This window comes from Inhella sp., assembly GCF_027532025.1.
Taxonomy (GTDB): domain Bacteria; phylum Pseudomonadota; class Gammaproteobacteria; order Burkholderiales; family Burkholderiaceae_C; genus Inhella.
In genome coordinates this window covers 22,515-42,015 of record NZ_JAPZSY010000052.1, presented here as the reverse complement: position 1 = coordinate 42,015, position 19,501 = coordinate 22,515, and the positions used below count along the sequence as shown (strand labels likewise).

Genomic DNA, 19,501 nt, shown 5'->3' with positions numbered 1-19,501 from the left:
ACCCCAACAGGAGCAATGAGATGAGCCAGAAAGTTGCGTACGTCACCGGCGGCATGGGCGGCATCGGCACCGCCATCTGCCAAAAGCTGCACCAGCAGGGCTTCAAGGTCATCGCCGGTTGCGGTCCCAGCCGGGACTTCAACAAGTGGTTGGACGAGCAAAAAGCCCTGGGCTACACCTTCTACGCCTCGGTCGGCAACGTGGCCGACTGGGACTCCACCGTGGCCGCCTTCACGAAGGCGGTTCAGGAGCACGGCCCCATCGACGTGCTGGTGAACAACGCCGGCATCACGCGCGACCGCATGTTCCTCAAGATGACCCCGGAGGACTGGAAGGCGGTGATTGACACCAACCTCAACAGCATGTTCAACGTCACCAAGCAGGTGGTGCCGGGCATGGTGGAAAAGGGCTGGGGTCGCATCATCCAGATCAGTTCGGTCAACGGCGAAAAGGGCCAGGCTGGGCAGACCAATTACTCGGCCGCCAAGGCTGGCATGCACGGCTTCACCATGGCCCTGGCCCAGGAACTGGCCAGCAAGGGCGTGACCGTGAACACCGTCAGCCCGGGCTACATCGGGACGGACATGGTCCGCGCCATCAAGCCCGAGGTGCTGGAAAAGATCGTCGCCACCATCCCGGTCAAACGCCTGGGCACGCCCGACGAGATCGGCTCCATCGTGTGCTGGCTGGCCGGCGACGACAGCGGCTTCACCACCGGCGCCGACTTCTCCTGCAACGGTGGGTTGCACATGGGGTAAACCCCTGGGGTTTTGTTGGGGCCGGCTAACATGCCGGCCCCTTTTCATTTCTGCGGTTCACCCGGGAGTTGTTCACATGGCCATGGACGTTGTCGACTACGAAACCAAAGGCGCCGAGATGCAGTTCGTCGAGGTCGAACTCGACCCCGGCGAGGCCGCCATCGGCGAAGCCGGCAGCCTGTTTTTCATGGACGCCGGCGTCTCGATGGACGCGGTGTTCGGCGATGGCAGCCAGAACCAGAGCGGCTTTTTCGGCAAGCTGCTGGGCGCTGGCAAGCGGCTGATCACGGGCGAGTCGCTGTTCACCACGGTGTACACGAACCAGGGCAGCAGCAAGGCCAAAGTGGCCTTCGGTGCGCCTTACCCCGGCAAGATCATTGCCATGGATTTGAAGCAGATGGGCGGCAAGGTCATCTGCCAACGGGATTCATTCCTGTGCGCGGCGCGCGGGGTGCAGATCGGCATCCACTTCCAGCAGAAGATCGGCGTCGGCTTCTTCGGCGGCGAGGGCTTCATCATGCAGAAGCTGGAGGGCGATGGCCTGGCCTTCGTTCACTCGGGCGGCACCGTGGTCAAGCGCAGCTTGCAGCCTGGCCAGACCCTGTTGGTGGACACCGGCTGCTTGGTGGCGCACACGCCCAATGTCGATTTCGAGATCCAGTACGTCGGCAAGATCAAGACGGCGCTCTTTGGGGGCGAGGGCCTCTTCCTGGCCAAGCTCAGCGGCCCTGGCGATGTTTGGCTGCAGAGCCTGCCCTTCAGTCGCTTGGCCTCGCGCATCTTTGCGGCTGCGCCGCAAACGGGCGGCGGCCGTGCTGAACAGGCTGGCCTCGGGGGCTTGGCTGCTGGCGGATTGCTCGGTGGCATCTTGGGCGGCGACGACGAGTGAACAAGGAGGGGCCGCTGAGGCCCCGCGTATGCGCTGGATGATGTGGCTGGCCGCGAGCTGTTTCGCGGCGACCTCCACCTGGGCTGCTGTGGGCAGTCCGGTGTTCGTGCTGAACTCGCTCGACGCCTCGGTGTCGGTCATCGACCCCGCGACCTGGACCGAGCGCCAGCGCATCGACACCGGCAAAGAGCCCCACCACCTCTACCTGGCGCCCGACGAGAAAACGCTCATCGTGGCCAATGCGCGGGGCGATTCGCTCACCTTCGTCGATCCGAAAACGGCCCAGGTGCTGCGCACGGTCACGGGCATCGCCGACCCCTACCACCTGCGCTTTTCCCCCGACATGAAGTGGCTGGTGACGGCCGCCAACCGGCTCAACCACGTCGACCTCTACCGCTGGCATGGGGCCGAAGCCGCCGAGCCTCTGGAACTGGTCAAACGCATCCCCAGCGGCAAGACGCCCAGCCACATCGCCATCGACGACCAGAGCCGGCGGGCTTACATCACCATGCAAGACAGCGACGAGCTGCTCGCCGTTGACCTGAGCACCCAAAACGTCTTGTGGAAGGCACCGGTGGGCAAGACGCCGGCCGACCTGTATCTGACGCCGGACCAGCGCCACTTGCTGGTGGCCATGACTGGCGATCGCATCGTGCAGGCCTGGGCTTTGCAGGGTGACCAGCCGCCCAAGTTCGCGGGCCGTTTTTTCACGGGGGAGGGCGCGCACAGCTTCCGGTCGCTGGGCGACGGCCGCCACGTGCTGATCAGCAACCGGGCGGGCAACACCATCAGTCGCTTGGACATGGTGGATTGGCGCATCGTGGCCGAGTACCCGGCGCCTGGCGGGCCGGATGACATGGATGTGCTGTCCGACGGCAACACCCTGCTTGTCACGAGCCGCTGGTCGCGCAAGCTGACCGTCATCGACATGGCGCAGCGAAAGGTCGTGCGGCAGGTGCGGGTGGGCCGCTCCCCGCATGGGGTCTGGACCTTGGATCACCTGAACCGCCGATGACTCCGCGTCGCGCCTGGCTGGGTCACGCCCTGGCATTCGGCGCGGGGCTCGGTCTTTGGCGCGTCACCTCGGCGCAGGCGCGCTCCAAGGGCGCGGTTTACTTGACCTTCGACACCGGCCACATGGGCGTGGCGCCCTTGGTCGCGCGCGTGTTGAGCGACGAGGGCGTGGTGGCCAGTTTCTTCCTCGCCAACGAGCCCACCTTGGAAGGCGGCGCCAGCCTGGATGATGCTTGGGCGCCCTGGTGGCGAGCGCGGGCAGCCGAGGGCCACGACTTCGGCAGCCACACCTGGGATCACGCCATCTGGGAGGCGGACCTGCCCGACGGCCGCATGCGCTTTCGCCTGCAGGCCGGTCGCCAAGCGCCGCGCCGCGTGGTGCTGGACGAGCGAGGGTACGCCGAGCAACTCGAGCGCAGTGCCGAGCGCTTTCAGGCCATGACCGGGCAGCGCATGAGCCGCCTGTTCCGGGCGCCCGCAGGGCGCACATCGCCCCGGCAGTTGGCCGCAGCCGCCGCCGCGGGCTGGACCCATGTGGGCTGGACGCCCCACGGATTTCTGGGCGACGAGTTGAACAGCGACACGCACCCCAACGCCGCCCTGTTGGCGCGCGCCCTGCGCCACGTGCGCGAGGGCGATGTGTTGCTGGCGCACCTGGGCATCTGGCAGCGCCGCGACCCGTGGGCGCCGGCCGTGCTGCAGCCTTTGCTGCGAGGCCTTCGTGAGCGGGGCTTGCGCTTTGCGCCCCTGCGCGAGCACCCGGTCTTCGGAGCGCGGATGATGCGGCCATGATGGATGGATTCGATCTGGTGCAGGGCTGGCTGTTCGAGACGGTCATGCAACCTGTCATCCAAGGCCTGGGCCTGGCCTCGCAGTCCGCCGAGGCCTACAACGGCGTGGGTTGGTTTCTGGCGGGCGTGCTGCAGTTGGCCCTGATCGCCGTGGGCATCGGGGCGTTGGAGCGTTGGCGACCGGCCGAAGCGGTGACCGACCGCGCGGCCATCCGCACCGACTGGATTTACAGCCTCATCCACCGCCTCGGGGTGTTCCGCCTGGGCCTGTTCTTTGCGCTCGACCCCATCGTCGACGCCTTGGCGGCCCAGGGTCGGATGTGGGGCTGGCAGCCCTGGCACCTGGATGCCATCTGGCCCGGCGTGACCGACATCGGCTGGGTATCGTTCCTGCTTTACTTGGTGGTTTTCGACGCGCTGGGGTACGCCGTGCACCGCGCCCAGCACCGGTGGGCTTGGTGGTGGGCGCTGCACGCGCTGCACCACAGTCAGCGTCAAATGGGCAAGTGGAGCGACAGCCGCAACCACCTGCTCGACGACTTCATCGGGGCGGCCGTGTTCGCCGGTGCGGCCCTGGTGCTGGGAGCGGAGCCCGGGCAATTCATGGCTATCGTGCTGCTCACGCAGTGTCTGGAGAGCCTGCAGCATGCCAATGTGCGACTCGGTTACGGGCCGCTCGAGCGCTGGCTGGTGAGCCCACGATTCCACCGCTTGCACCATGCCATCGGGCTCGGCCATGAATCTCACGGCCCCGGTTCCCGTGGCGGTCACAACTACGGGGTGCTGTTTCCCTGGTGGGACCGTCTGCTGCGCACGGCGGTGTTCGACCACCCCTTGCAGCCCACCGGCATTCGCGATCAGTTGGACGGCCGGAACTATGGCTCCGGCTTTTGGGCGCAGCAGCGCCTGGGGATGCAACGCCTATGGCACGCCTTGAGACCGCGCTGAAAGACAACCCGGCCACCCGTGTGCTCGATGCCGCATGGCGCGCGGCTGTTTATTGCCTGCACCCGCGGGTCGTGGGTTGGTCGCTGTTGCCTTTGCTGTTGGCCGTGGTGTTGGGCGTGGGCGCCTTTTGGTGGGCCTGGGAGCCCGCAGTGACCGGCGTGCGCGCCCAAATGGAGCAGTGGTTCCTGGTGGACGCGCTGCTCAAGGTGCTGGACAGCGCGGGGCTGAGTGGTTTTCGCGCCGTGATTGCACCGCTCATCGTGCTCATGCTGTCGGCACCGCTGATCATGGCGCTGAGCTTGCTGCTGGTGGCCACGCTGATGACCCCGGCGCTCACCCGGATGGTGGGCGAGCGGCGATTTCCTGGTTTGGCCCAGCGCCAAGGCGGCTCCTTCTGGGGCAGTCTGGCCGCGTCGCTGGGGGCCACGTTCATCGCCCTGTTGGCCATGGCGCTGACCCTCCCGCTGTGGTTTGTGCCGCCGTTCGCCCTGATCCTGCCGCCCCTCATCTGGGGCTGGTTGAGCTACCGGGTGTTCTCGTACGACGTGTTGGCGGCCCACGCCAGTCCCGACGAACGTCGGAAACTCATTCGTCAGCACCGAGGGCCCCTGTTGGCCATCGGGGTGGCCAGCGGTTATCTGGGTGCGGCGCCGGCGCTGGTCTTCACCTTCGGGGCGCTCAACGTCATCCTGGCGCCCCTGCTGTTGCCCATCGCCATCTGGCTGTACACCTTGGTGTTCGCGTTCGCTGCCCTTTGGTTCGCGCACTACGCGTTGGCGGCGCTGCAGCAGCAGCGATCGCTGGCCGATGTGGTCGAGGCCGAGGTTCGCCCCCTGGCCAGCCCCCCTGTGGAGCCCCCATGTCCCTCGGTTTGATCGTGTTTGGCGACGAGTTGCTGTCGGGCAAACGCCAGGATGCTCACGCACCCAAGTTGATCGAGTTGCTGGCCGAGCGGGGCGAGGAACTGGCCTGGGCGCGCTACGTGCGCGACGACCGCGCCGCGCAGGCGGCCGCGCTGCGCCAGGCCTTCGCCAGTAGCGACGTGGTGTTCGCCTGCGGCGGCATCGGCGCCACGCCCGACGACCACACCCGCCAAGCGGCAGCCCTGGCCATGGGGCTGCCTCTCCAAGCGCACCCTGAGGCCCAGGCCCTGATCTGGGAGCGCTCGCGCGAGATGGCGGCCGAGCGGGGCTTGCCGCCCCCTTCGCCCCAAGATCCCGACATGCAGCGCCGGCTGGAGATGGGTGTACTGCCCGCCGGGGCGCGGTTGATTCCCAACCCCTACAACCGCATCGCGGGGTTCAGCTTGGGGCGTGTGCACTTCGTGCCCGGCTTCCCCGTGATGGCCCACCCCATGATGGCTTGGGTGCTCGATCACGAGCATGGATTGCGCCCCCGCCCGGCGGAGGTGCGCGAGCGGTCGGTGGTGATCCAAGGCGCCTACGAGGCCCAGTTGACGCCCCTGATGGAAGGCATCGAGGTCGAGTTCCCTGGCATCAAGGTTTTCAGCCTGCCCAGCGTCGACCACCCCACCTGGGGACGCTGCATCGAGTTGGGCGTCAAGGCAGGCTCAGGCGACAGTCAGCGGCAAGACGCCTTCTCGTCCCTCAAGCGAGGTGTGCACGCTTTTGGTGCGATCATTTGCACCGAAATGGTGCGATAACCGTGCATTGCCCCAATGGCGGGATAACCCGCCCCCCGTATCATGGCCTGCTGCCGACGGTGCCAGGGCCTGAACGGCTTGGCATTGTTGTTGCATACCTTTGAGCGACCGGGCGCGTGCGCGTCCGACCTCACTTTCAACCCCGTACCGTTTGGAGCTTTGGATGGCCAAGACCGTTGCCGACGTGATGAAGCTGGTGAAGGAGAACGAAGTCAAGTTCGTCGACTTCCGCTTCACCGATACCCGTGGCAAAGAGCAGCACGTCAGCGTGCCCGTGTCGCACTTTGACGAGGACAAGTTTGTCAGCGGCCACGCGTTCGACGGCTCGTCGATCGCTGGCTGGAAGGGCATCGAGGCCTCGGACATGCTGCTGATGCCGGATCCGTCCACCGCCAACATCGACCCGTTCTACGAAGAACCCACGCTGTTCCTGACCTGCGACGTGATCGAGCCGGGCGACGGCAAGGCCTACGAGCGCGACCCCCGCAGCTTGGCCAAGCGCGCTGAGGCTTACCTGAAGAGCAGCGGCCTGGGCGACACCGCCTACTTCGGTCCGGAACCCGAGTTCTTCATCTTCGACGGCATCCGCTGGGCCAGCGACATGTCGGGCAGCTTCGTCAAGATCGACTCCGACGAAGCCTCGTGGATGACCGGCAATGCCACCGAAGGCGGCAACATGGGCCACCGCCCGACCGTCAAGGGCGGCTACTTCCCCGTGCCCCCGGTCGACAGCTTCCAAGACATGCGCAGCGAGATGTGCCTGATCCTGGAAAGCCTGGGCATCCCGGTTGAAGTGCACCACCACGAAGTGGCGGGCGCCGGCCAAAACGAAATCGGCACCAAGTTCAGCACCCTGGTGCAACGCGCCGACTGGCTGCAGTTGCAAAAGTACGTGATCCACAACGTGGCCCACGCCTACGGCAAGACCGCCACCTTCATGCCCAAGCCCATGGCCGGCGACAACGGCAGCGGCATGCACGTGCACCAGTCGGTCTGGAAGGACGGCAAGAACCTGTTCGCTGGCGACGGCTACGGCGGCCTGAGTGAGTTCGCGCTGTACTACATCGGCGGCATCATCAAGCACGCCCGTGCGCTGAACGCCATCACGAACCCTGGCACCAACAGCTACAAGCGCCTGGTGCCCGGCTTCGAAGCCCCGGTGAAGCTGGCTTACTCGGCCCGCAACCGCTCGGCCTCGATTCGCATCCCCTTCGTGGCCAACCCGAAGGGCCGTCGCATCGAAGCGCGCTTCCCCGATCCGCTGTGCAACCCCTACCTGGGCTTCTCGGCCCTGCTGATGGCTGGCCTGGACGGCGTGGAGAACAAGATCCACCCGGGCGAAGCCGCCACCAAGGACCTGTACCACCTGCCGCCCGAGGAAGACGCGAAGATCCCGACCGTCTGCCACAGCCTCGATCAGGCCCTGGAGTACCTGGACAAGGACCGTGCCTTCCTGACCAAGGGCGGTGTGTTCACCGACGCCTACCTCGATGCCTACATCGACCTCAAGATGCAAGAAGTGACGCGCTTCCGCCAAGTGCCGCATCCCATCGAGTTCGACATGTACTACTCGCTGTAAGCCGCGCTGAACGGCCGAACCCAACAAGGGGCGCTCACGAGCGCCCCTTTTTTCTGGGCATGCGCGCCACAATCCTCCCATTGCCGGACCTCGCACCCCCCATGACCCGACGCCTTCTTGCTCTCACCGTGTTGATCCTGCCCTCGCTCGCGTCGGCCCAAAACATCGTGTATCGCTGTCCTGGGCCGCCGGTTCTGTACACGGATGCGCTGACGCCGAAAGAAGCGGCCGACAAGGGCTGCAAGTCGATCGAAGGAGCGCCGGTCAGCGTGGTCCAGAGCCCACGCCCTCGCCCGCCGTCCGCGGCGCCAGCGCCAGCGCCGGCCTCGGCCGAGGGCACGCGGACCGAGCGCGACCAGCAGCGCGCGCGCGACAGCGATCGTCGCGCCGTGCTGACCGCCGAGTTGCGCGATGCCGAGGCCCGGTTGGCGGCCCTCAAGGCCGAGTACAACCATGGCGAGCCCGAGCGTCGGGGTGACGAGCGCAATTTCGCCAAGTTCCAGGAGCGTGTGGCCGAACTCAAGGCGGCCCTGTCGCGCCAAGAAGCCGACATCGCCGCGCTCAAGCGCGAGTTGGCCAAGCTGAATTGACCAACGCCACCAGCGCCGAACCCTGGGGCGCTTTCGACCTGCTCACCACCTTGGTGCTGGTGGTGCGCCCTCTTGGTGCGGTCATCTTCGCCAATGCCGCTTTCGAGGACCAGATGCGCTTGTCGCGGCGCAGCGCCCAGCGCCAGTCCCTGTTCGATTGGGTGGCTGACGCCCCACGCTGGCGCGAGTCCCTCGAGGCCGTGCACCTGAACCGCGTGGCGGCGTCCCGTTTCGAATCCCAACTGCTGCGCGCTCCGCACGACGAGCCGATGCCCGTGCTCGTGCTGGTGTCCGCGGGCGCCGGACCCGACGAACTGCTCGTGGAGATGATCGAAGCGACCCAGCAAACGCGACAGGAGCGCGAGGAACGCAGCTTGAGCCAAGTGCTGGCCAGCAAGGACCTCATTCGCAACCTGGCGCACGAGATCAAGAACCCCCTGGGCGGCTTGCGCGGTGCCGCGCAGTTGCTGGCTTTAGAGTTGGGCAACGACCGCGGGCTGACCGAGTACACCGACGTCATCGTCCACGAGGCCGACCGCCTGCAACTGCTGGTTGACCGCCTGCTGGCCCCGCACCGGCATGCGCCCGAGGTCAGCGACGTCAACATCCATGAGATTTGCGAGCGCGTTCGCTCCCTCTTGCTGGTGGAGCACCCCAAGGGTCTGAGCGTTCGGCGCGATTACGACATCTCCCTGCCCGACTTCCGCGGTGACCGCGAGCAACTCATCCAGGCCGCGCTCAACATCGCCCAAAACGCGGCCCAAGTCATGGAGCCGCAGATGGCCCGCGGCGAGCCGGCCGAGATCGTTTTTCGCACCCGCGTGGCCCGACAGGTGACCCTGGGGAAACAGCGCTGGAAGCTGGCACTGGAGTTGCATATCGAGGACAACGGACCCGGTGTGCCGGCCGAGCTCCGTGACCGCATCTTCTTGCCCTTGGTCAGCGGGCGGGAGGGCGGCACGGGCTTGGGTTTGCACTTGGCACAGACCATCGTCCAAGCGCACCAAGGCTTGATCGATTGCGAGAGCGCCGTGGGCCGGACGAGCTTCCGCATCACCTTGCCCCTACCTTGAGCCCGCCTTGAAATCCATCTGGGTTGTTGACGACGATCACTCCATCCGCTTCGTGTTGGACAAAGCGCTGACGCGCGAGGGCCTGCCGGTGCGGACCTTCGCCAGTGCGCGGGAGGTGCGTGCCGCTCTGGAGCAGGACGGACCGCCGCAAGTGCTCGTCAGCGACATCCGCATGCCGGGGGGGTCGGGCTTGGACCTGCTGACCGAGCTGCGGGCCCAGCACCCCAGCCTGCCCGTCATCGTCATGACGGCCTTCAGCGATCTCGACAGCGCGGTGGCCGCCTTCCAGGGCGGCGCTTTCGATTACCTGGCCAAACCCTTTGACCTGACGCGCGCGGTTGAACTCATTCGGCGGGCCATGGCGCAAAGCGACACCGAGGGGGCCGCCTTAGAGGCCCAGGCCAACACGCCGGAGATGCTGGGGCAGGCGCCGGCCATGCAGGAGCTGTTTCGCGCCATCGGGCGCTTGAGCCAGAGCCAAGTCACGGTGCTCATCACGGGCGAGAGCGGTGCCGGCAAGGAATTGGTGGCTCGGGCCCTGCACAAGCACTCGCCCCGGGCGGCGGGCCCCTTCGTGGCCATCAACACGGCCGCCATCCCGAAGGATTTGCTGGAGAGCGAACTTTTCGGTCACGAGCGCGGGGCCTTCACCGGCGCTCAAGCGCAGCGCCGCGGCCGTTTCGAGCAAGCCGAGGGTGGCACCCTGTTCTTGGATGAAATCGGCGACATGCCGCTGGAGCTGCAAACCCGCCTGCTGCGGGTGCTGTCCGACGGGCAGTACTACCGCGTGGGCGGTCACAGTCCGCTCAAGAGCCAAGTGCGCGTCATCGCCGCCACCCACCAAAACTTGGAACAACGGGTGCGCGATGGCGCCTTTCGCGAGGACCTGTTCCACCGCCTGAACGTCATCCGCCTGCGCCTGCCCCCGCTGCGCGAGCGGCGCGAAGACATCCCCCTGCTGGCCCGCTCCTTCCTGGCCGCCAGCGCGCAGGAGTTGGGCGTGGAGCCCAAGCGCTTGTCCGAGCCTGCGCTGGCGCAGCTTCAGGCGTTCGATTTCCCGGGCAACGTGCGGCAGTTGCAGAACCTTTGCCACTGGCTGACCGTCATGGCACCCAGCCAAGTGGTGGACGTCAAAGACCTGCCGCCGGAACTGGGCGAGTCCCCCACGGCCGTGCCAGCGCCCCTTGCGCAAGCGCCGCACGGCGCTGTCGCCCCTGTAGCCCCGGCCCCGCCGCTGGCGCCAGCCCCCGTGTTGGCTGGCGGACCGGATTGGGCGCATCAGATGGCTCTGGAGGCCGCACGCCTCTTGACCGCTGGCGAGCCCGACGTGTGGGACCAATTGACCCGCCGCTTCGAGACCGAACTGGTGGTGGCCGCCTTGGCCCACACGCGGGGGCGCCGCATCGAGGCGGCGCGTTTGCTGGGCATCGGTCGCAACACCATCACCCGCAAGATCCAAGAGCTTGGGCTGGACGACGGCAGCGAGTAGGCCTGGCGTTCCCCCGGCCGGAACATGGCCTCGACGAGCGAGGCGTCGCGCAGTTCAGGCTTTCGGCTTCGCGAAGCGCAGCACGCCGAAGAACATCGCGATCACCAGCACGGTGTCGCCGAAGGTGGAGTAGGTCAGCCACACGTCGGTGCTGAACCAGGCGGCGACCCCGTAGTTCAAGCCGGCCATCACCAGCCCCAAGACGCCCATGCCCAAGCTCAGCCGGGGGAAGTCCACCGGCTGCATGAGGTAGCGGGCCATGCGCTGACCGAAGTAGCGGCCCCGGTTGAATGCCCCATCGCTGAGGAAGAGGGCGGCCGTCAGCAGGCCCAGGATCGTGCTCTTCATCTTCACGGCCCAGTCGTCCTGGAAGGCAAGGGAGAAGCCCGCCGAGACGAGCAGCATCACCACGCCGAACAAGGCCAAGCCACCCAGCAAGTCCACCTTCACATGGCGTTGCACGAGGACCAGGCTCAGTCCGGCAGCGGCGCCCACCAGGGCTGCCGTGGTCAGGTCGGTGAACTTGGCCACGACGAAAAACAAAAGGCCCAAACTCAGGTCGGCAAAGAGCGACCACTTGTTGCGTTGCCATTGCGCCGCTTGCTGCGCTGCGCGCACCGCCTGCAGGGCCGATTCTTCTGCTGTGGCACCGTGTGCCTTTTCCAACTGGCGTCGCATCCAGTCGGGGTAGCGCAAAGGCTGGCCTGGATGGCTTTCGTGGACGAGCACGCCGTCGATGCGAACCGCAATGCCCACGCGCCAAGAACCGACCAAGCCCACCTCCACCTCCAACCTGCGGCCATCCTGCAAGGTGTGCAGCAGTTGGTGGTTGCGCAAGTCAGCGGCCGACTGCACCAGGGTCATGTCATGCGCCACGGCCCGATCGGACAGGAGCAGCTCGCTTTGTAGGCGTCCGGTGCTGGTTTTCACCGCCACCCGGAAGGTCTGGTCACCCACAACGAAGCGGTGCCGATAGGTCCACGAAATCATGACCAGATTCTCGGTGGGCGCCAGATCGACCGGATCTCGAAGGGGATCAGCGCTTGTCCAGCCACACTTCCAGCCCCTGGGCATTCAGCTCCAGGTCGGTGGCCAGCAGTTGGGCCACGTCGGCATCGCTCAAGGTGCAACCGTGCAGGCGCAGGCTGTCGGCGTACACCGCCAACAACTCGCGCTTGAGGCGGGCATGGCGCTCGGCCTGGGCGTCACGGGCCACGGCCACCATGCGGTCGATCAAGTCGATCAACAACGCGGCCACGCGGGGCACATCGCGCACGCGGCCGTAGTGCGTCACGTACATGCAGTTCGGCGAGGAGGCCAGCAACCGCTGGATGGAGGCCTTCATGGCCTCGGGCTCGAACTGCACGGGGGTGCTGGTGGGCAGGGCCCAGGCCCGGCCCTCGACGTCGAACTCGCGGTAACTGAGCCCGAAGGTGTCGCCAGTGAACCAGCCCCGGCTGCGGCCATCCCAGATGCAGTGGTGGTGCTTGGCGTGTCCCGGCGTGTCGATCAAGCGCAGGGGTCGCCCCCCCAGGTCCAGCACCATGTCGTCGGCGCTGGCCATGGCCCGGTCGGCGGGCACGTTGACGAGTTGCCCGTAGCTGCGCTGCATCTCCAGCTCGCCGTACACGGCGGTCGCGCTGGCCCACAACTGGGTGGGGTCGATGAGGTGGCGCAATCCGCGCGGGTGGCACACCAAGGTGGCCCGCGGCAGCTCGCGCATCAGCAAGCCCACACCGCCGGCGTGGTCCAGGTGGACATGGGTGGGGATGACGTAGTCCACCGCCTCGCGGGGCAAGCCCAAGGCGCTCAGGGCCTCCAGCAGACGGGGCACGGCGAAGTTGGTGCCGGTGTCGATGAAGGCCGCGTGCGCGCCTTCGACGACCAGGTAAGCGGCATCGAAGCGGGGGCGCTGGAAGCCGGTGTCGATGGCGTACACGCCGTCGCCCAGGGCTTCGGTGTGTTCGGGAAGAATGGGGGCCTGTTCAACCATGCCGCCACGATAGCCCATGGCCGTCCGAGAGATCCTCCGCATGGGCGATCCGCGCTTGCTGCGCGTTGCCCAGCCCGTGTCCGAGTTCGGCACACCCGAGCTGGAGGCGCTGGCGCAAGACCTCCACGACACCATGGTGGCCGCCCAGGGTGCGGGCCTCGCGGCACCGCAGATCGGTGTGGACCTGCAGGTGGTGTTGTTCGGCTTCCAGCGCAACGCCCGCTACCCCGACGCGCCGCCCGTGCCGCCCACCTTGCTGATCAATCCGGAGATCACGCCCTTGAGCGAGGCGGAAGAGGAGGGCTGGGAGGGCTGCCTGTCGGTGCCCGGGCTGCGCGGCGTGGTGCCGCGGTGGTCGCGCATCCGGTACCGGGGGCGCGACCAGGCGGGCGGGTGGATCGAGCGCGAGGCCGATGGGTTCCATGCCCGGGTGGTTCAGCACGAATGCGACCACCTGTTCGGCATCCTCTACCCCATGCGGGTGCGCGACTTCCGGCGCTTCGGCTTCACCGACATTCTGTTTCCCGACTTGGACGCGGGCGACGACGATTGATGTCCTCCAAACGCCCGGGTCCTGCGTTAGTCGGCCATCCGCGCGTGCGGAAGGAGACGACACGATGAACCCGATTCCCTTGTTGCGGCGTGCCGCTGTGGCGTTGTGCGGGCTGGCTTTGGTGTGGACTGCGAGCCCAGTGCAGGCCCAAACCGATCCGCCCACCCGCGTGGTGCGTGTGGCCGAAGTGCAAGGCCAAGCCCTCTGGTTTGACACCGACAGCCGGGAATGGCAGCCCCTGTTGCGCAACCAGACCTTGACCGAGGGCGATCGCTTGCGCGTCGACCCCCAAGGCCGTGTCGGTCTGCGGGTGGGCCCCCATGCGCTGTGGTTGGACGAACGCAGCCAGATGGAGCTGATGCGGGTCGACGACGGCCGCTTGGAGTTGGGCCTCGATCGAGGTTCGGTGGCCCTGCGGCTCGTCACCCGCGAGGGTGCGCGGGAGACGCGGGTGCGCACGCCGGAAGGCCGTTTCCAGTTTGATGGGGTGGGCGACTACCGCGTCGACGTCCTGCCGCGCGCCAGCCGGGCCCAGGTGTACGACGGGCGCTTGCGCTTCGATCATCGGGGGCAGGACGATGCTCCGCTGTGGCTGGACGGCCCCGAGGCCGCCGAGGTCTGGTGGGATGGTGGCCCACGCGCCGAGCGCAGCAAGTTGCTGCGCCACGACGACTTTGGCGCTTGGCTCGTCGGCAGCGCGGGTTTCGGTCGGGAGGACCTGAGCCGCTACGCCAGCCGCCCCGCCTACCGCTATGTTTCACCCGAACTCAATGGCGCGGACGAGTTGGACGCTCATGGCCGTTGGGAGACGAGCCCCGAATTCGGTCCGATCTGGACCCCCCTGCGTGTGGCGGTGGATTGGGCGCCTTACCGCTACGGCCGCTGGACTTGGCACCGTGTATGGGGGTGGACTTGGGTGGACGACCTGCCCTGGGGGTATGCCACCTCCCACTATGGCCGCTGGGTGTATTGGCGCAACCGCTGGTGCTGGGCGCCGGGCCGGGTGGTGGTGACCCGCCCGGTGTACGCGCCCGCCTTGGTGGCCTGGGTGGGCCACGGGCCGGTTCAGGTGGGGGTGCACGTGGGCGTGCGACCGCCCCTGCCGACGGCTTGGGTGCCTCTGGCGCCCTACGAGGCCTACCGGCCTTGGTACCGGCACACCCCCGACCACGTGCGTCGCATCAACCCCGACCCCGATCCGGTGACGGTTCGACGCCCTGTGCCGGGGTGGACCGGGCACAACCGCGCCGTGCCCGGGGCCATCAGTGCCTACGCGCCCGAGGCCGAGCGCGAGGGGCCCAACCGCGGCGTTCCGCTGCGTCCCATGCCGGTCCGTGACGAGCAGGTGCTGCGGCAGCTCACACCGGTGGCGGAGGCGCCGGCCCGCGAGGCCTTGCCCTGGGTGCGAGGCCGTCCGGCCGAACCGCGTGTCGATCGCATGTTGGAAGCCGGTCCCGACCGCGCAGTGCCGCCGCCGGTGGCCGCCATGCCTCGCCCGGAACGCGCGCCCTCCGTGGAGCGCGAGCCCGAAGCGGGTGTGCCGTGGCGCCGCAGTGAGCCGGCCACCCCGCGTGCTGCGGAGCCTGTGTGGCGCGAGGAGCGTCGCGAAGATCGAAGGGAGGACCGCCGGGAGGACGTGCGTCCGCCGCGGCCGGAGTGGCGCTGGGACAACCGATCCGAGCCCCGACCTGAGCCCCGACCTGAGGCTCGGCCTGAGCCGCGCCGCGAGGAATCTCGGCCCGCGCGACGAGACGAGGGCGTGCCCTGGCGGTCCGCACCCACGCCGCAGGTTGAGCCCCCCCGTCGCATGGAGCCGCCTCCGTCGCCACCGCGTGTCGAGCCGCCGCGCCGCGCTGAGCCGAGTCCCAGCGTCAGCGTGCCGCGCCATCGCGAACGCGAGCGCGGTGACGAAGACGTGCCTCGCCGCCGCGGTGAGATGGAGCGCTGAAGCCCGGGCCGGTCGGCGCTTCGACAGGCACTACAACAGGCGCTACAACAGGCGTTTCAGCGCCGGCCAGACCGTCTCCAGCATGACCGGGTGCGCCTTGGCCAGGGGGTGGATCCGATCGGGCTGGAACCAGGCTTCGGCATCGGGGCGATCGGCCACCCCAGCCAGCAAGAACGGCACGAGCGCGACCTTCTCCGCCCTGGCCACCTCGCCGAACAGCGCGGCGAAGTCTCGGGCGTAGCGCTGCCCGTAGTTGGGCGGCATCTGCATGCCCACCAGCAGCACCCGCGCCCCGGCGGCGCGGCTGGTGCGAACCATGGCGGTGAGGTTGTCCCGCGTCAGGCTCAGCGGCATGCCGCGCAGCGCGTCGTTGCCCCCGAGTTCGATGATCACGTGGGTCGGTCGGTGTTGTGTCAGCAGCGCGGGCAACCGTGCGCGGCCGCCGCTGGTGGTGTCGCCACTGATGCTGGCGTTGACCACCTGAGCCTGGCGCCCTTGGGCCTTCAGGCGCTCTTCCAGCAGGGCCACCCAGCCGCTGCCGCGGGCGATGCCGTACTCGGCCGAAAGGCTGTCGCCCACCACGAGCAGGGTGGGCGATCGCCCCTGCGCCGCCGCATGGCCCCACAGGCCGAGACCCAAAGCGGCGCCGCTACAGTGCGCCACCCAAGCCCGTCGCCGCATCACCCGCACCATGGCCGAAGTTCCTCTCGTCGAAGTTCAAGACCTCAGCAAACGCGTTCGCGATGCCTCGGGCGAGCTGACCATTCTGCATGCGCTGTCATTCACCTTGCAGGCACAGGAATCGGTGGCCATCGTGGGCGCTTCGGGGTCGGGCAAGAGCACCTTGCTGGGCCTGCTGGCCGGCCTGGACACGCCCAGTGGCGGCACCGTCAAAATCCGAGGGGAGGACTTGTTCGCCCGGGACGAGGATGGCCGCGCCCGGCTGCGCGCCGAGACCATGGGTTTCGTCTTCCAGAGTTTTCAGCTCTTGCCCAACCTCACGGCGCTCGAAAACGTGATGCTGCCCCTGGAACTGCGCGGCGAGCGCGATGCCGAGTCGCTGGCGCGGGTCATGCTGGAGCGCGTCGGTCTGGGCGAGCGCCTGCGGCACCGCCCTCGCGTGTTGTCAGGCGGCGAGCAGCAGCGCGTCGCCCTGGCGAGGGCCTTTGTGGTGAAGCCTGCCTTGCTGCTGGCCGATGAACCCACGGGCAGCTTGGACCACGCCACGGGCGCTCAAGTCATGGCCTTGATGGACGAACTCAATCGCGAGTCGGGCACCACCCTGGTACTCGTCACGCACGACGAACGGTTGGCGGCGCACTGCGACCGTCGCTTGCGCATCGAGGCCGGTCGTCTGGTCTGAGGGACCAGACGGGCCCCTCAGCGGTTGGTGGGGGGGCTCGCCCGCGTTCGCGCCCGCAGGCGCCGCCAGCGCTCGAAGCGGATCACGCCCCACCACGCGACATAAGTGACGGCGTAGGCCGCCGCCCCCAAGACCACGGCGGCCATGGGCATGCCCACCGCCCAGGCGGGGCCCATGGCGCTGATCCAGGTGACGAAGGCCGGCCACCACGTGCCGGGGCTGAGCCAATCCAAGGCCAGCATGGCTGGGGTGCTGGTTACGGCGCCTGGGTCCATCACCCAACTGCCCAGCCACAGGGCAAAGCCCCAGATGGGCACCAGAGTGAACGGGTTGGTGAGCCAGGTGGCGGCCACGGCGGCCGCCACATTGCAGCGCAACAGCACGGCAGCCAAAGCCGCCAGCAGCATTTGCACCGGCAGCGGAATCACGCCCACGGCCAGCCCGACCGCCACCCCCCAGGCCACCCGACGGCGGTGAGCCACCCACAGCCAGGGACGTGGGGCCAGGTAGTGCCCGAGCCAGGCGAGCCCCTTGATTTGGGCGAGCTTGTCGGGCGTCGGCAGCCAACGGCGGGCGAGTTTGGAGGCGGGCATGAAAAAAGCCGCTCGGGCGCGAGGCTCGGGCGGCTTCTCTGGTCGGTGGCAGGGCGGCTTACTGACCGAACTTGTAGTCGGTCTTGGCGGCTTGGCGCAGGTTGGCTTGGAACTCGTTCCACTTGACCTGCTTCAGGCGTTCGATCACTTGCGGCTTCACGTCGTCGAAGGCTGGGAACTGGATCTCGCGCGTGTCGTCCAAGCGGATGACGTGGTAGCCGAACTGGCTCTTGACCGGGGTTTCGGTCATTTCGCCCTTCTTCAGGGCCACCATGGCTTGGCTGAACTCGGGGACGTAGGCATTGGCATTGGCCCAGTCCAGGTCGCCACCGCGAGCGGCCGAGCCGGGGTCCTTGCTCTTGCTGGCCAGGTCTTCGAACTTGGCGCCCAGCTTGAGCTTGCCGATGATGTCCTTGGCCTCGGCCTCGGTCTCCACCAGGATGTGCCGTGCGCGGTATTCCTGGCCGCCCTGAGCCTTCTTGACGGCGTTGTACTCGGCCAGCGCCTCGACGTCGCTGATCGGGTTGGTCTTGAAGTAGACGTTTTGCAATTCGCGGATGAGGATGGCTTGGCGCGCCAGTTCGATTTGCGCCTTGTAGTCGGCACTGGCCGGCACGCCGCGGCGCTCGGCTTCTTGCATCAGGATCTCGCGGTTCACGACCTCGTCCCGCACCTGACGCTCCAGTTCGGGCGAGCGCGGTTGGCCGCCCTTGGTCACTTGGCTGATGATGGTTTCGACTCGGGCCTTGGGCACCGGCTTGCCGTTGACGATGGCGACGTTTTGCGCTTGAGCGCCAAAGGCGACCGCGACGATGGCGGCGGCGAGCAGGGTGGATTTCATCGGGTGAGGCTGGAACGGTGTGGAAGACCGCCGGTAGGCGGGGAACGAACGCGGCGCGTCAGCGCCGCACGGAGGCTCACGGCTCGTCGGGGCTGCGGGCGTCGATTTGCAACGCGTGAATGCCCCGCTCAGCCAAAGGGCCCAAGGCATCATAGATGAGCCGGTGGCGGGCGATTCGGCTCAGCCCGGCAAATCGCGGGCTCACGATGTGCAGGCGGTAGTGCCCGCCCTCGCGAGCACCGGCGTGGCCGGCATGCAGGTGGCTGTCGTCTTGCCAGGCGATGCTGGTGGGGCTCAGGGCGTCGTGCAGCAGTTCGCCCAACTCGTCCAAACGCGCTCTCATGGGGTCGTCTCGTTGGGGGGGAGGTGGCGCGACAGGTACAGGCCCTGCGCCAGCGTGAACAGCAGCATCAGCCCCGTGGCGCCAAACACCTTGAAGGTGGCCCAGGTGCCGGTGGAGAAGCCATATGCCACCACCAGGTTCAGCACGCCCATGGCCGCGAAGAAGGCCAGCCACATGGCGTTCATGCGCCGCCAAATGGTGGCGGGCAGTTCCACGTCCTTGAGCATGGCTTGAAGCAGGTTCCGGCCCCAAAAGCGCTGGCTGGCCCAAAAGGCCAAGGCCATGGCCCAGTACAAGCCGGTGGGCTTCCATTTGATGAAGGTCTCGCTGTGGAAGTAGAGCGTGAGGGCGCCCAGCACGACCACCAGGCCCAAGCTCACCCACAGGATGAGGTCGATCTTGTGGCGCAGTGCCTTCAGGATCAGCACCTGAAGCAGGGTGGCGGCGACCACCACCACGGTGGCCAGCAAGGTGGGCGCCTCTTGCGCGCCGATGGTGCCGCCCGCCACCATGAAGCCGAACTGAGCGCTCAACCAAGCGGCGGCCCACTCGCGGTGGATTTCCCCGTACTTGAAGGCGGCAAAAAACAAGCCCAGGGGCAGGAAGTCGAGAAGCAATTTCAAGGCGGGCTCGCGCTCATTCGGGCTGGAAAGTCAGGGACACGGAATTGATGCAAAAGCGCTCCCCCGTGGGCTCAGGGCCATCGGGGAAGACATGACCCAAATGGCAGCCGCAACGCTTGCAACGCACCTCCATCCGCACCATGCCGTGGCTGCGGTCCACCACGCGTTCCACCACGTCGTTGTCCAGCGGCTCGGTGTAGCTGGGCCATCCGCATCCGGCGTCGAACTTGGTGTCCGAGGTAAAGAGGGCGGTTCCACAGCCCACGCACAGGTAGCGGCCGTGCCCCCAGTGGTCCCAAAACGCGCCCGTGAAGGCACGTTCAGTCCCAGCTTGGCGGGTCACGGCGTAAGCCAAGGGGTGCACGCGGTCGAGTTGCTCGCGCCACTCGGCGTCGGGCTTGGTCACGGGGTAATCGCTCATGCGCGTGAACCGAGTTGTCAAGCGCACAA

Annotated in this window: 22 protein-coding genes; 14 read left to right on the top strand and 8 right to left on the bottom strand. The window is 67.4% G+C overall.

Features of this window, described 5'->3' with window-relative positions; all coding sequences use genetic code 11:
* Window positions 1-20: 20 nt before the first annotated feature.
* The 11 genes from phbB (at window position 21) to ntrC (ending at window position 10,794) form a co-directional block, all read left to right on the top strand.
* Window positions 21-758: an acetoacetyl-CoA reductase gene (gene phbB / locus O9335_RS08340; protein ID WP_298386384.1), complete on the top strand. Its 738-nt coding sequence runs from the start codon at window positions 21-23 to the stop codon at window positions 756-758.
* Between the two features lie 76 nt (window positions 759-834).
* Entirely contained in the window at window positions 835-1,647 is an 813-nt protein-coding gene (locus O9335_RS08335; RefSeq protein WP_298386381.1) for a TIGR00266 family protein, read from the top strand.
* Between the two features lie 37 nt (window positions 1,648-1,684).
* On the top strand, window positions 1,685-2,662 hold the full coding sequence (locus tag O9335_RS08330; RefSeq protein WP_298386479.1) for a YncE family protein: 978 nt from the start codon (window positions 1,685-1,687) through the stop codon (window positions 2,660-2,662).
* Complete coding sequence (locus tag O9335_RS08325; RefSeq protein ID WP_298386378.1) at window positions 2,659-3,453, top strand: polysaccharide deacetylase family protein; 795 nt, start codon at window positions 2,659-2,661, stop codon at window positions 3,451-3,453. Before O9335_RS08330 ends, O9335_RS08325 begins: the two co-directional genes overlap by 4 nt.
* A complete protein-coding gene (locus tag O9335_RS08320; protein WP_298386476.1) occupies window positions 3,453-4,400 on the top strand; it encodes a sterol desaturase family protein in 948 nt (315 codons plus the stop codon). Before O9335_RS08325 ends, O9335_RS08320 begins: the two co-directional genes overlap by 1 nt.
* Window positions 4,376-5,275 (top strand): EI24 domain-containing protein, encoded by a 900-nt coding sequence (locus O9335_RS08315; protein WP_298386375.1) that lies wholly within the window; start codon window positions 4,376-4,378, stop codon window positions 5,273-5,275. Before O9335_RS08320 ends, O9335_RS08315 begins: the two co-directional genes overlap by 25 nt.
* The gene (locus tag O9335_RS08310; protein WP_298386372.1) at window positions 5,260-6,063 is read left to right on the top strand and encodes a molybdopterin-binding protein; all 804 of its coding nucleotides are present in this window, start codon (window positions 5,260-5,262) and stop codon (window positions 6,061-6,063) included. Before O9335_RS08315 ends, O9335_RS08310 begins: the two co-directional genes overlap by 16 nt.
* 163 nt (window positions 6,064-6,226) lie before the next feature.
* Window positions 6,227-7,642, top strand: a complete 1,416-nt coding sequence (glnA, locus tag O9335_RS08305; RefSeq protein ID WP_298386369.1) for a type I glutamate--ammonia ligase — start codon at window positions 6,227-6,229, stop codon at window positions 7,640-7,642.
* 101 nt (window positions 7,643-7,743) lie between these two features.
* Window positions 7,744-8,232, top strand: a complete 489-nt coding sequence (locus O9335_RS08300) for a hypothetical protein (protein ID WP_298386366.1) — start codon at window positions 7,744-7,746, stop codon at window positions 8,230-8,232.
* Window positions 8,229-9,305: a nitrogen regulation protein NR(II) gene (glnL, locus tag O9335_RS08295; protein ID WP_298386355.1), complete on the top strand. Its 1,077-nt coding sequence runs from the start codon at window positions 8,229-8,231 to the stop codon at window positions 9,303-9,305. Before O9335_RS08300 ends, glnL begins: the two co-directional genes overlap by 4 nt.
* A 7-nt stretch (window positions 9,306-9,312) precedes the next feature.
* Window positions 9,313-10,794 carry a nitrogen regulation protein NR(I) gene (ntrC, locus tag O9335_RS08290; protein WP_298386352.1) on the top strand — a complete coding sequence of 494 codons (1,482 nt, stop codon included), beginning with the start codon at window positions 9,313-9,315 and terminating at the stop codon, window positions 10,792-10,794.
* Window positions 10,795-10,848: 54 nt separating this feature from the next.
* On the opposite strand, the gene O9335_RS08285 is transcribed toward ntrC, so the two are convergent.
* Together O9335_RS08285 and O9335_RS08280 are read right to left on the bottom strand one after the other, a co-directional pair.
* Entirely contained in the window at window positions 10,849-11,784 is a 936-nt protein-coding gene (locus O9335_RS08285) for a septation protein IspZ (protein WP_298386349.1), read from the bottom strand.
* A gap of 46 nt (window positions 11,785-11,830) precedes the next feature.
* Window positions 11,831-12,805 carry an MBL fold metallo-hydrolase gene (locus tag O9335_RS08280; protein WP_298386346.1) on the bottom strand — a complete coding sequence of 325 codons (975 nt, stop codon included), beginning with the start codon at window positions 12,803-12,805 and terminating at the stop codon, window positions 11,831-11,833.
* On the opposite strand from O9335_RS08280, the gene def reads away from it, so the two are divergent.
* Window positions 12,804-13,340: a peptide deformylase gene (gene def / locus O9335_RS08275; RefSeq protein WP_298386343.1), complete on the top strand. Its 537-nt coding sequence runs from the start codon at window positions 12,804-12,806 to the stop codon at window positions 13,338-13,340. The genes O9335_RS08280 and def overlap by 2 nt on opposite strands.
* Before the next feature lie 64 nt (window positions 13,341-13,404).
* A complete protein-coding gene (locus tag O9335_RS08270) occupies window positions 13,405-15,288 on the top strand; it encodes a DUF6600 domain-containing protein (RefSeq protein WP_298386337.1) in 1,884 nt (627 codons plus the stop codon).
* A 42-nt stretch (window positions 15,289-15,330) separates the two neighbouring features.
* Here O9335_RS08270 and O9335_RS08265 read toward each other — a convergent pair whose 3' ends face one another.
* On the bottom strand, window positions 15,331-15,969 hold the full coding sequence (locus tag O9335_RS08265; protein WP_298386473.1) for an arylesterase: 639 nt from the start codon (window positions 15,967-15,969) through the stop codon (window positions 15,331-15,333).
* A gap of 10 nt (window positions 15,970-15,979) precedes the next feature.
* Here O9335_RS08265 and O9335_RS08260 point away from each other — a divergent pair, with 10 nt between their 5' ends.
* Window positions 15,980-16,651, top strand: a complete 672-nt coding sequence (locus O9335_RS08260; RefSeq protein ID WP_298386333.1) for an ABC transporter ATP-binding protein — start codon at window positions 15,980-15,982, stop codon at window positions 16,649-16,651.
* A 17-nt stretch (window positions 16,652-16,668) separates the two neighbouring features.
* Here O9335_RS08260 and O9335_RS08255 read toward each other — a convergent pair whose 3' ends face one another.
* The 5 genes from O9335_RS08255 to msrB all read right to left on the bottom strand — a co-directional run bounded on the left by O9335_RS08255 (window position 16,669) and on the right by msrB (window position 19,472).
* Complete coding sequence (locus O9335_RS08255) at window positions 16,669-17,244, bottom strand: DUF2062 domain-containing protein (protein WP_298386330.1); 576 nt, start codon at window positions 17,242-17,244, stop codon at window positions 16,669-16,671.
* A 58-nt stretch (window positions 17,245-17,302) separates the two neighbouring features.
* Complete coding sequence (locus tag O9335_RS08250; RefSeq protein ID WP_298386327.1) at window positions 17,303-18,085, bottom strand: peptidylprolyl isomerase; 783 nt, start codon at window positions 18,083-18,085, stop codon at window positions 17,303-17,305.
* A 76-nt stretch (window positions 18,086-18,161) separates the two neighbouring features.
* Window positions 18,162-18,428, bottom strand: a complete 267-nt coding sequence (locus tag O9335_RS08245) for a BolA family transcriptional regulator (protein WP_298386325.1) — start codon at window positions 18,426-18,428, stop codon at window positions 18,162-18,164.
* A complete protein-coding gene (locus O9335_RS08240; RefSeq protein ID WP_298386322.1) occupies window positions 18,425-19,051 on the bottom strand; it encodes a septation protein A in 627 nt (208 codons plus the stop codon). Before O9335_RS08240 ends, O9335_RS08245 begins: the two co-directional genes overlap by 4 nt.
* A gap of 13 nt (window positions 19,052-19,064) precedes the next feature.
* Window positions 19,065-19,472, bottom strand: coding sequence for a peptide-methionine (R)-S-oxide reductase MsrB (gene msrB, locus O9335_RS08235; protein WP_298386319.1), 408 nt, complete (start codon window positions 19,470-19,472; stop codon window positions 19,065-19,067).
* Window positions 19,473-19,501: the final 29 nt, after the last annotated feature.

What these genes read in the sequence shown, in the direction of transcription:
- phbB (WP_298386384.1), top strand. Translation starts at nt 21, where the DNA reads ATGAGCCAGAAAGTTGCGTACGTCACCGGCGGCATGGGCGGCATCGGC.
- O9335_RS08335 (WP_298386381.1), top strand. Translation starts at nt 835, where the DNA reads ATGGCCATGGACGTTGTCGACTACGAAACCAAAGGCGCCGAGATGCAG.
- O9335_RS08330 (WP_298386479.1), top strand. Translation starts at nt 1,685, where the DNA reads ATGATGTGGCTGGCCGCGAGCTGTTTCGCGGCGACCTCCACCTGGGCT.
- O9335_RS08325 (WP_298386378.1), top strand. Translation starts at nt 2,659, where the DNA reads ATGACTCCGCGTCGCGCCTGGCTGGGTCACGCCCTGGCATTCGGCGCG.
- O9335_RS08320 (WP_298386476.1), top strand. Translation starts at nt 3,453, where the DNA reads ATGGATGGATTCGATCTGGTGCAGGGCTGGCTGTTCGAGACGGTCATG.
- O9335_RS08315 (WP_298386375.1), top strand. Translation starts at nt 4,376, where the DNA reads ATGGCACGCCTTGAGACCGCGCTGAAAGACAACCCGGCCACCCGTGTG.
- O9335_RS08310 (WP_298386372.1), top strand. Translation starts at nt 5,260, where the DNA reads ATGTCCCTCGGTTTGATCGTGTTTGGCGACGAGTTGCTGTCGGGCAAA.
- glnA (WP_298386369.1), top strand. Translation starts at nt 6,227, where the DNA reads ATGGCCAAGACCGTTGCCGACGTGATGAAGCTGGTGAAGGAGAACGAA.
- O9335_RS08300 (WP_298386366.1), top strand. Translation starts at nt 7,744, where the DNA reads ATGACCCGACGCCTTCTTGCTCTCACCGTGTTGATCCTGCCCTCGCTC.
- O9335_RS08285 (WP_298386349.1), bottom strand. Translation starts at nt 11,784, where the DNA reads ATGATTTCGTGGACCTATCGGCACCGCTTCGTTGTGGGTGACCAGACC.
- def (WP_298386343.1), top strand. Translation starts at nt 12,804, where the DNA reads ATGGCCGTCCGAGAGATCCTCCGCATGGGCGATCCGCGCTTGCTGCGC.
- O9335_RS08280 (WP_298386346.1), bottom strand. Translation starts at nt 12,805, where the DNA reads ATGGGCTATCGTGGCGGCATGGTTGAACAGGCCCCCATTCTTCCCGAA.
- O9335_RS08270 (WP_298386337.1), top strand. Translation starts at nt 13,405, where the DNA reads ATGAACCCGATTCCCTTGTTGCGGCGTGCCGCTGTGGCGTTGTGCGGG.
- O9335_RS08265 (WP_298386473.1), bottom strand. Translation starts at nt 15,969, where the DNA reads ATGCGGCGACGGGCTTGGGTGGCGCACTGTAGCGGCGCCGCTTTGGGT.
- O9335_RS08260 (WP_298386333.1), top strand. Translation starts at nt 15,980, where the DNA reads ATGGCCGAAGTTCCTCTCGTCGAAGTTCAAGACCTCAGCAAACGCGTT.
- O9335_RS08255 (WP_298386330.1), bottom strand. Translation starts at nt 17,244, where the DNA reads ATGCCCGCCTCCAAACTCGCCCGCCGTTGGCTGCCGACGCCCGACAAG.
- O9335_RS08250 (WP_298386327.1), bottom strand. Translation starts at nt 18,085, where the DNA reads ATGAAATCCACCCTGCTCGCCGCCGCCATCGTCGCGGTCGCCTTTGGC.
- O9335_RS08245 (WP_298386325.1), bottom strand. Translation starts at nt 18,428, where the DNA reads ATGAGAGCGCGTTTGGACGAGTTGGGCGAACTGCTGCACGACGCCCTG.
- msrB (WP_298386319.1), bottom strand. Translation starts at nt 19,472, where the DNA reads ATGAGCGATTACCCCGTGACCAAGCCCGACGCCGAGTGGCGCGAGCAA.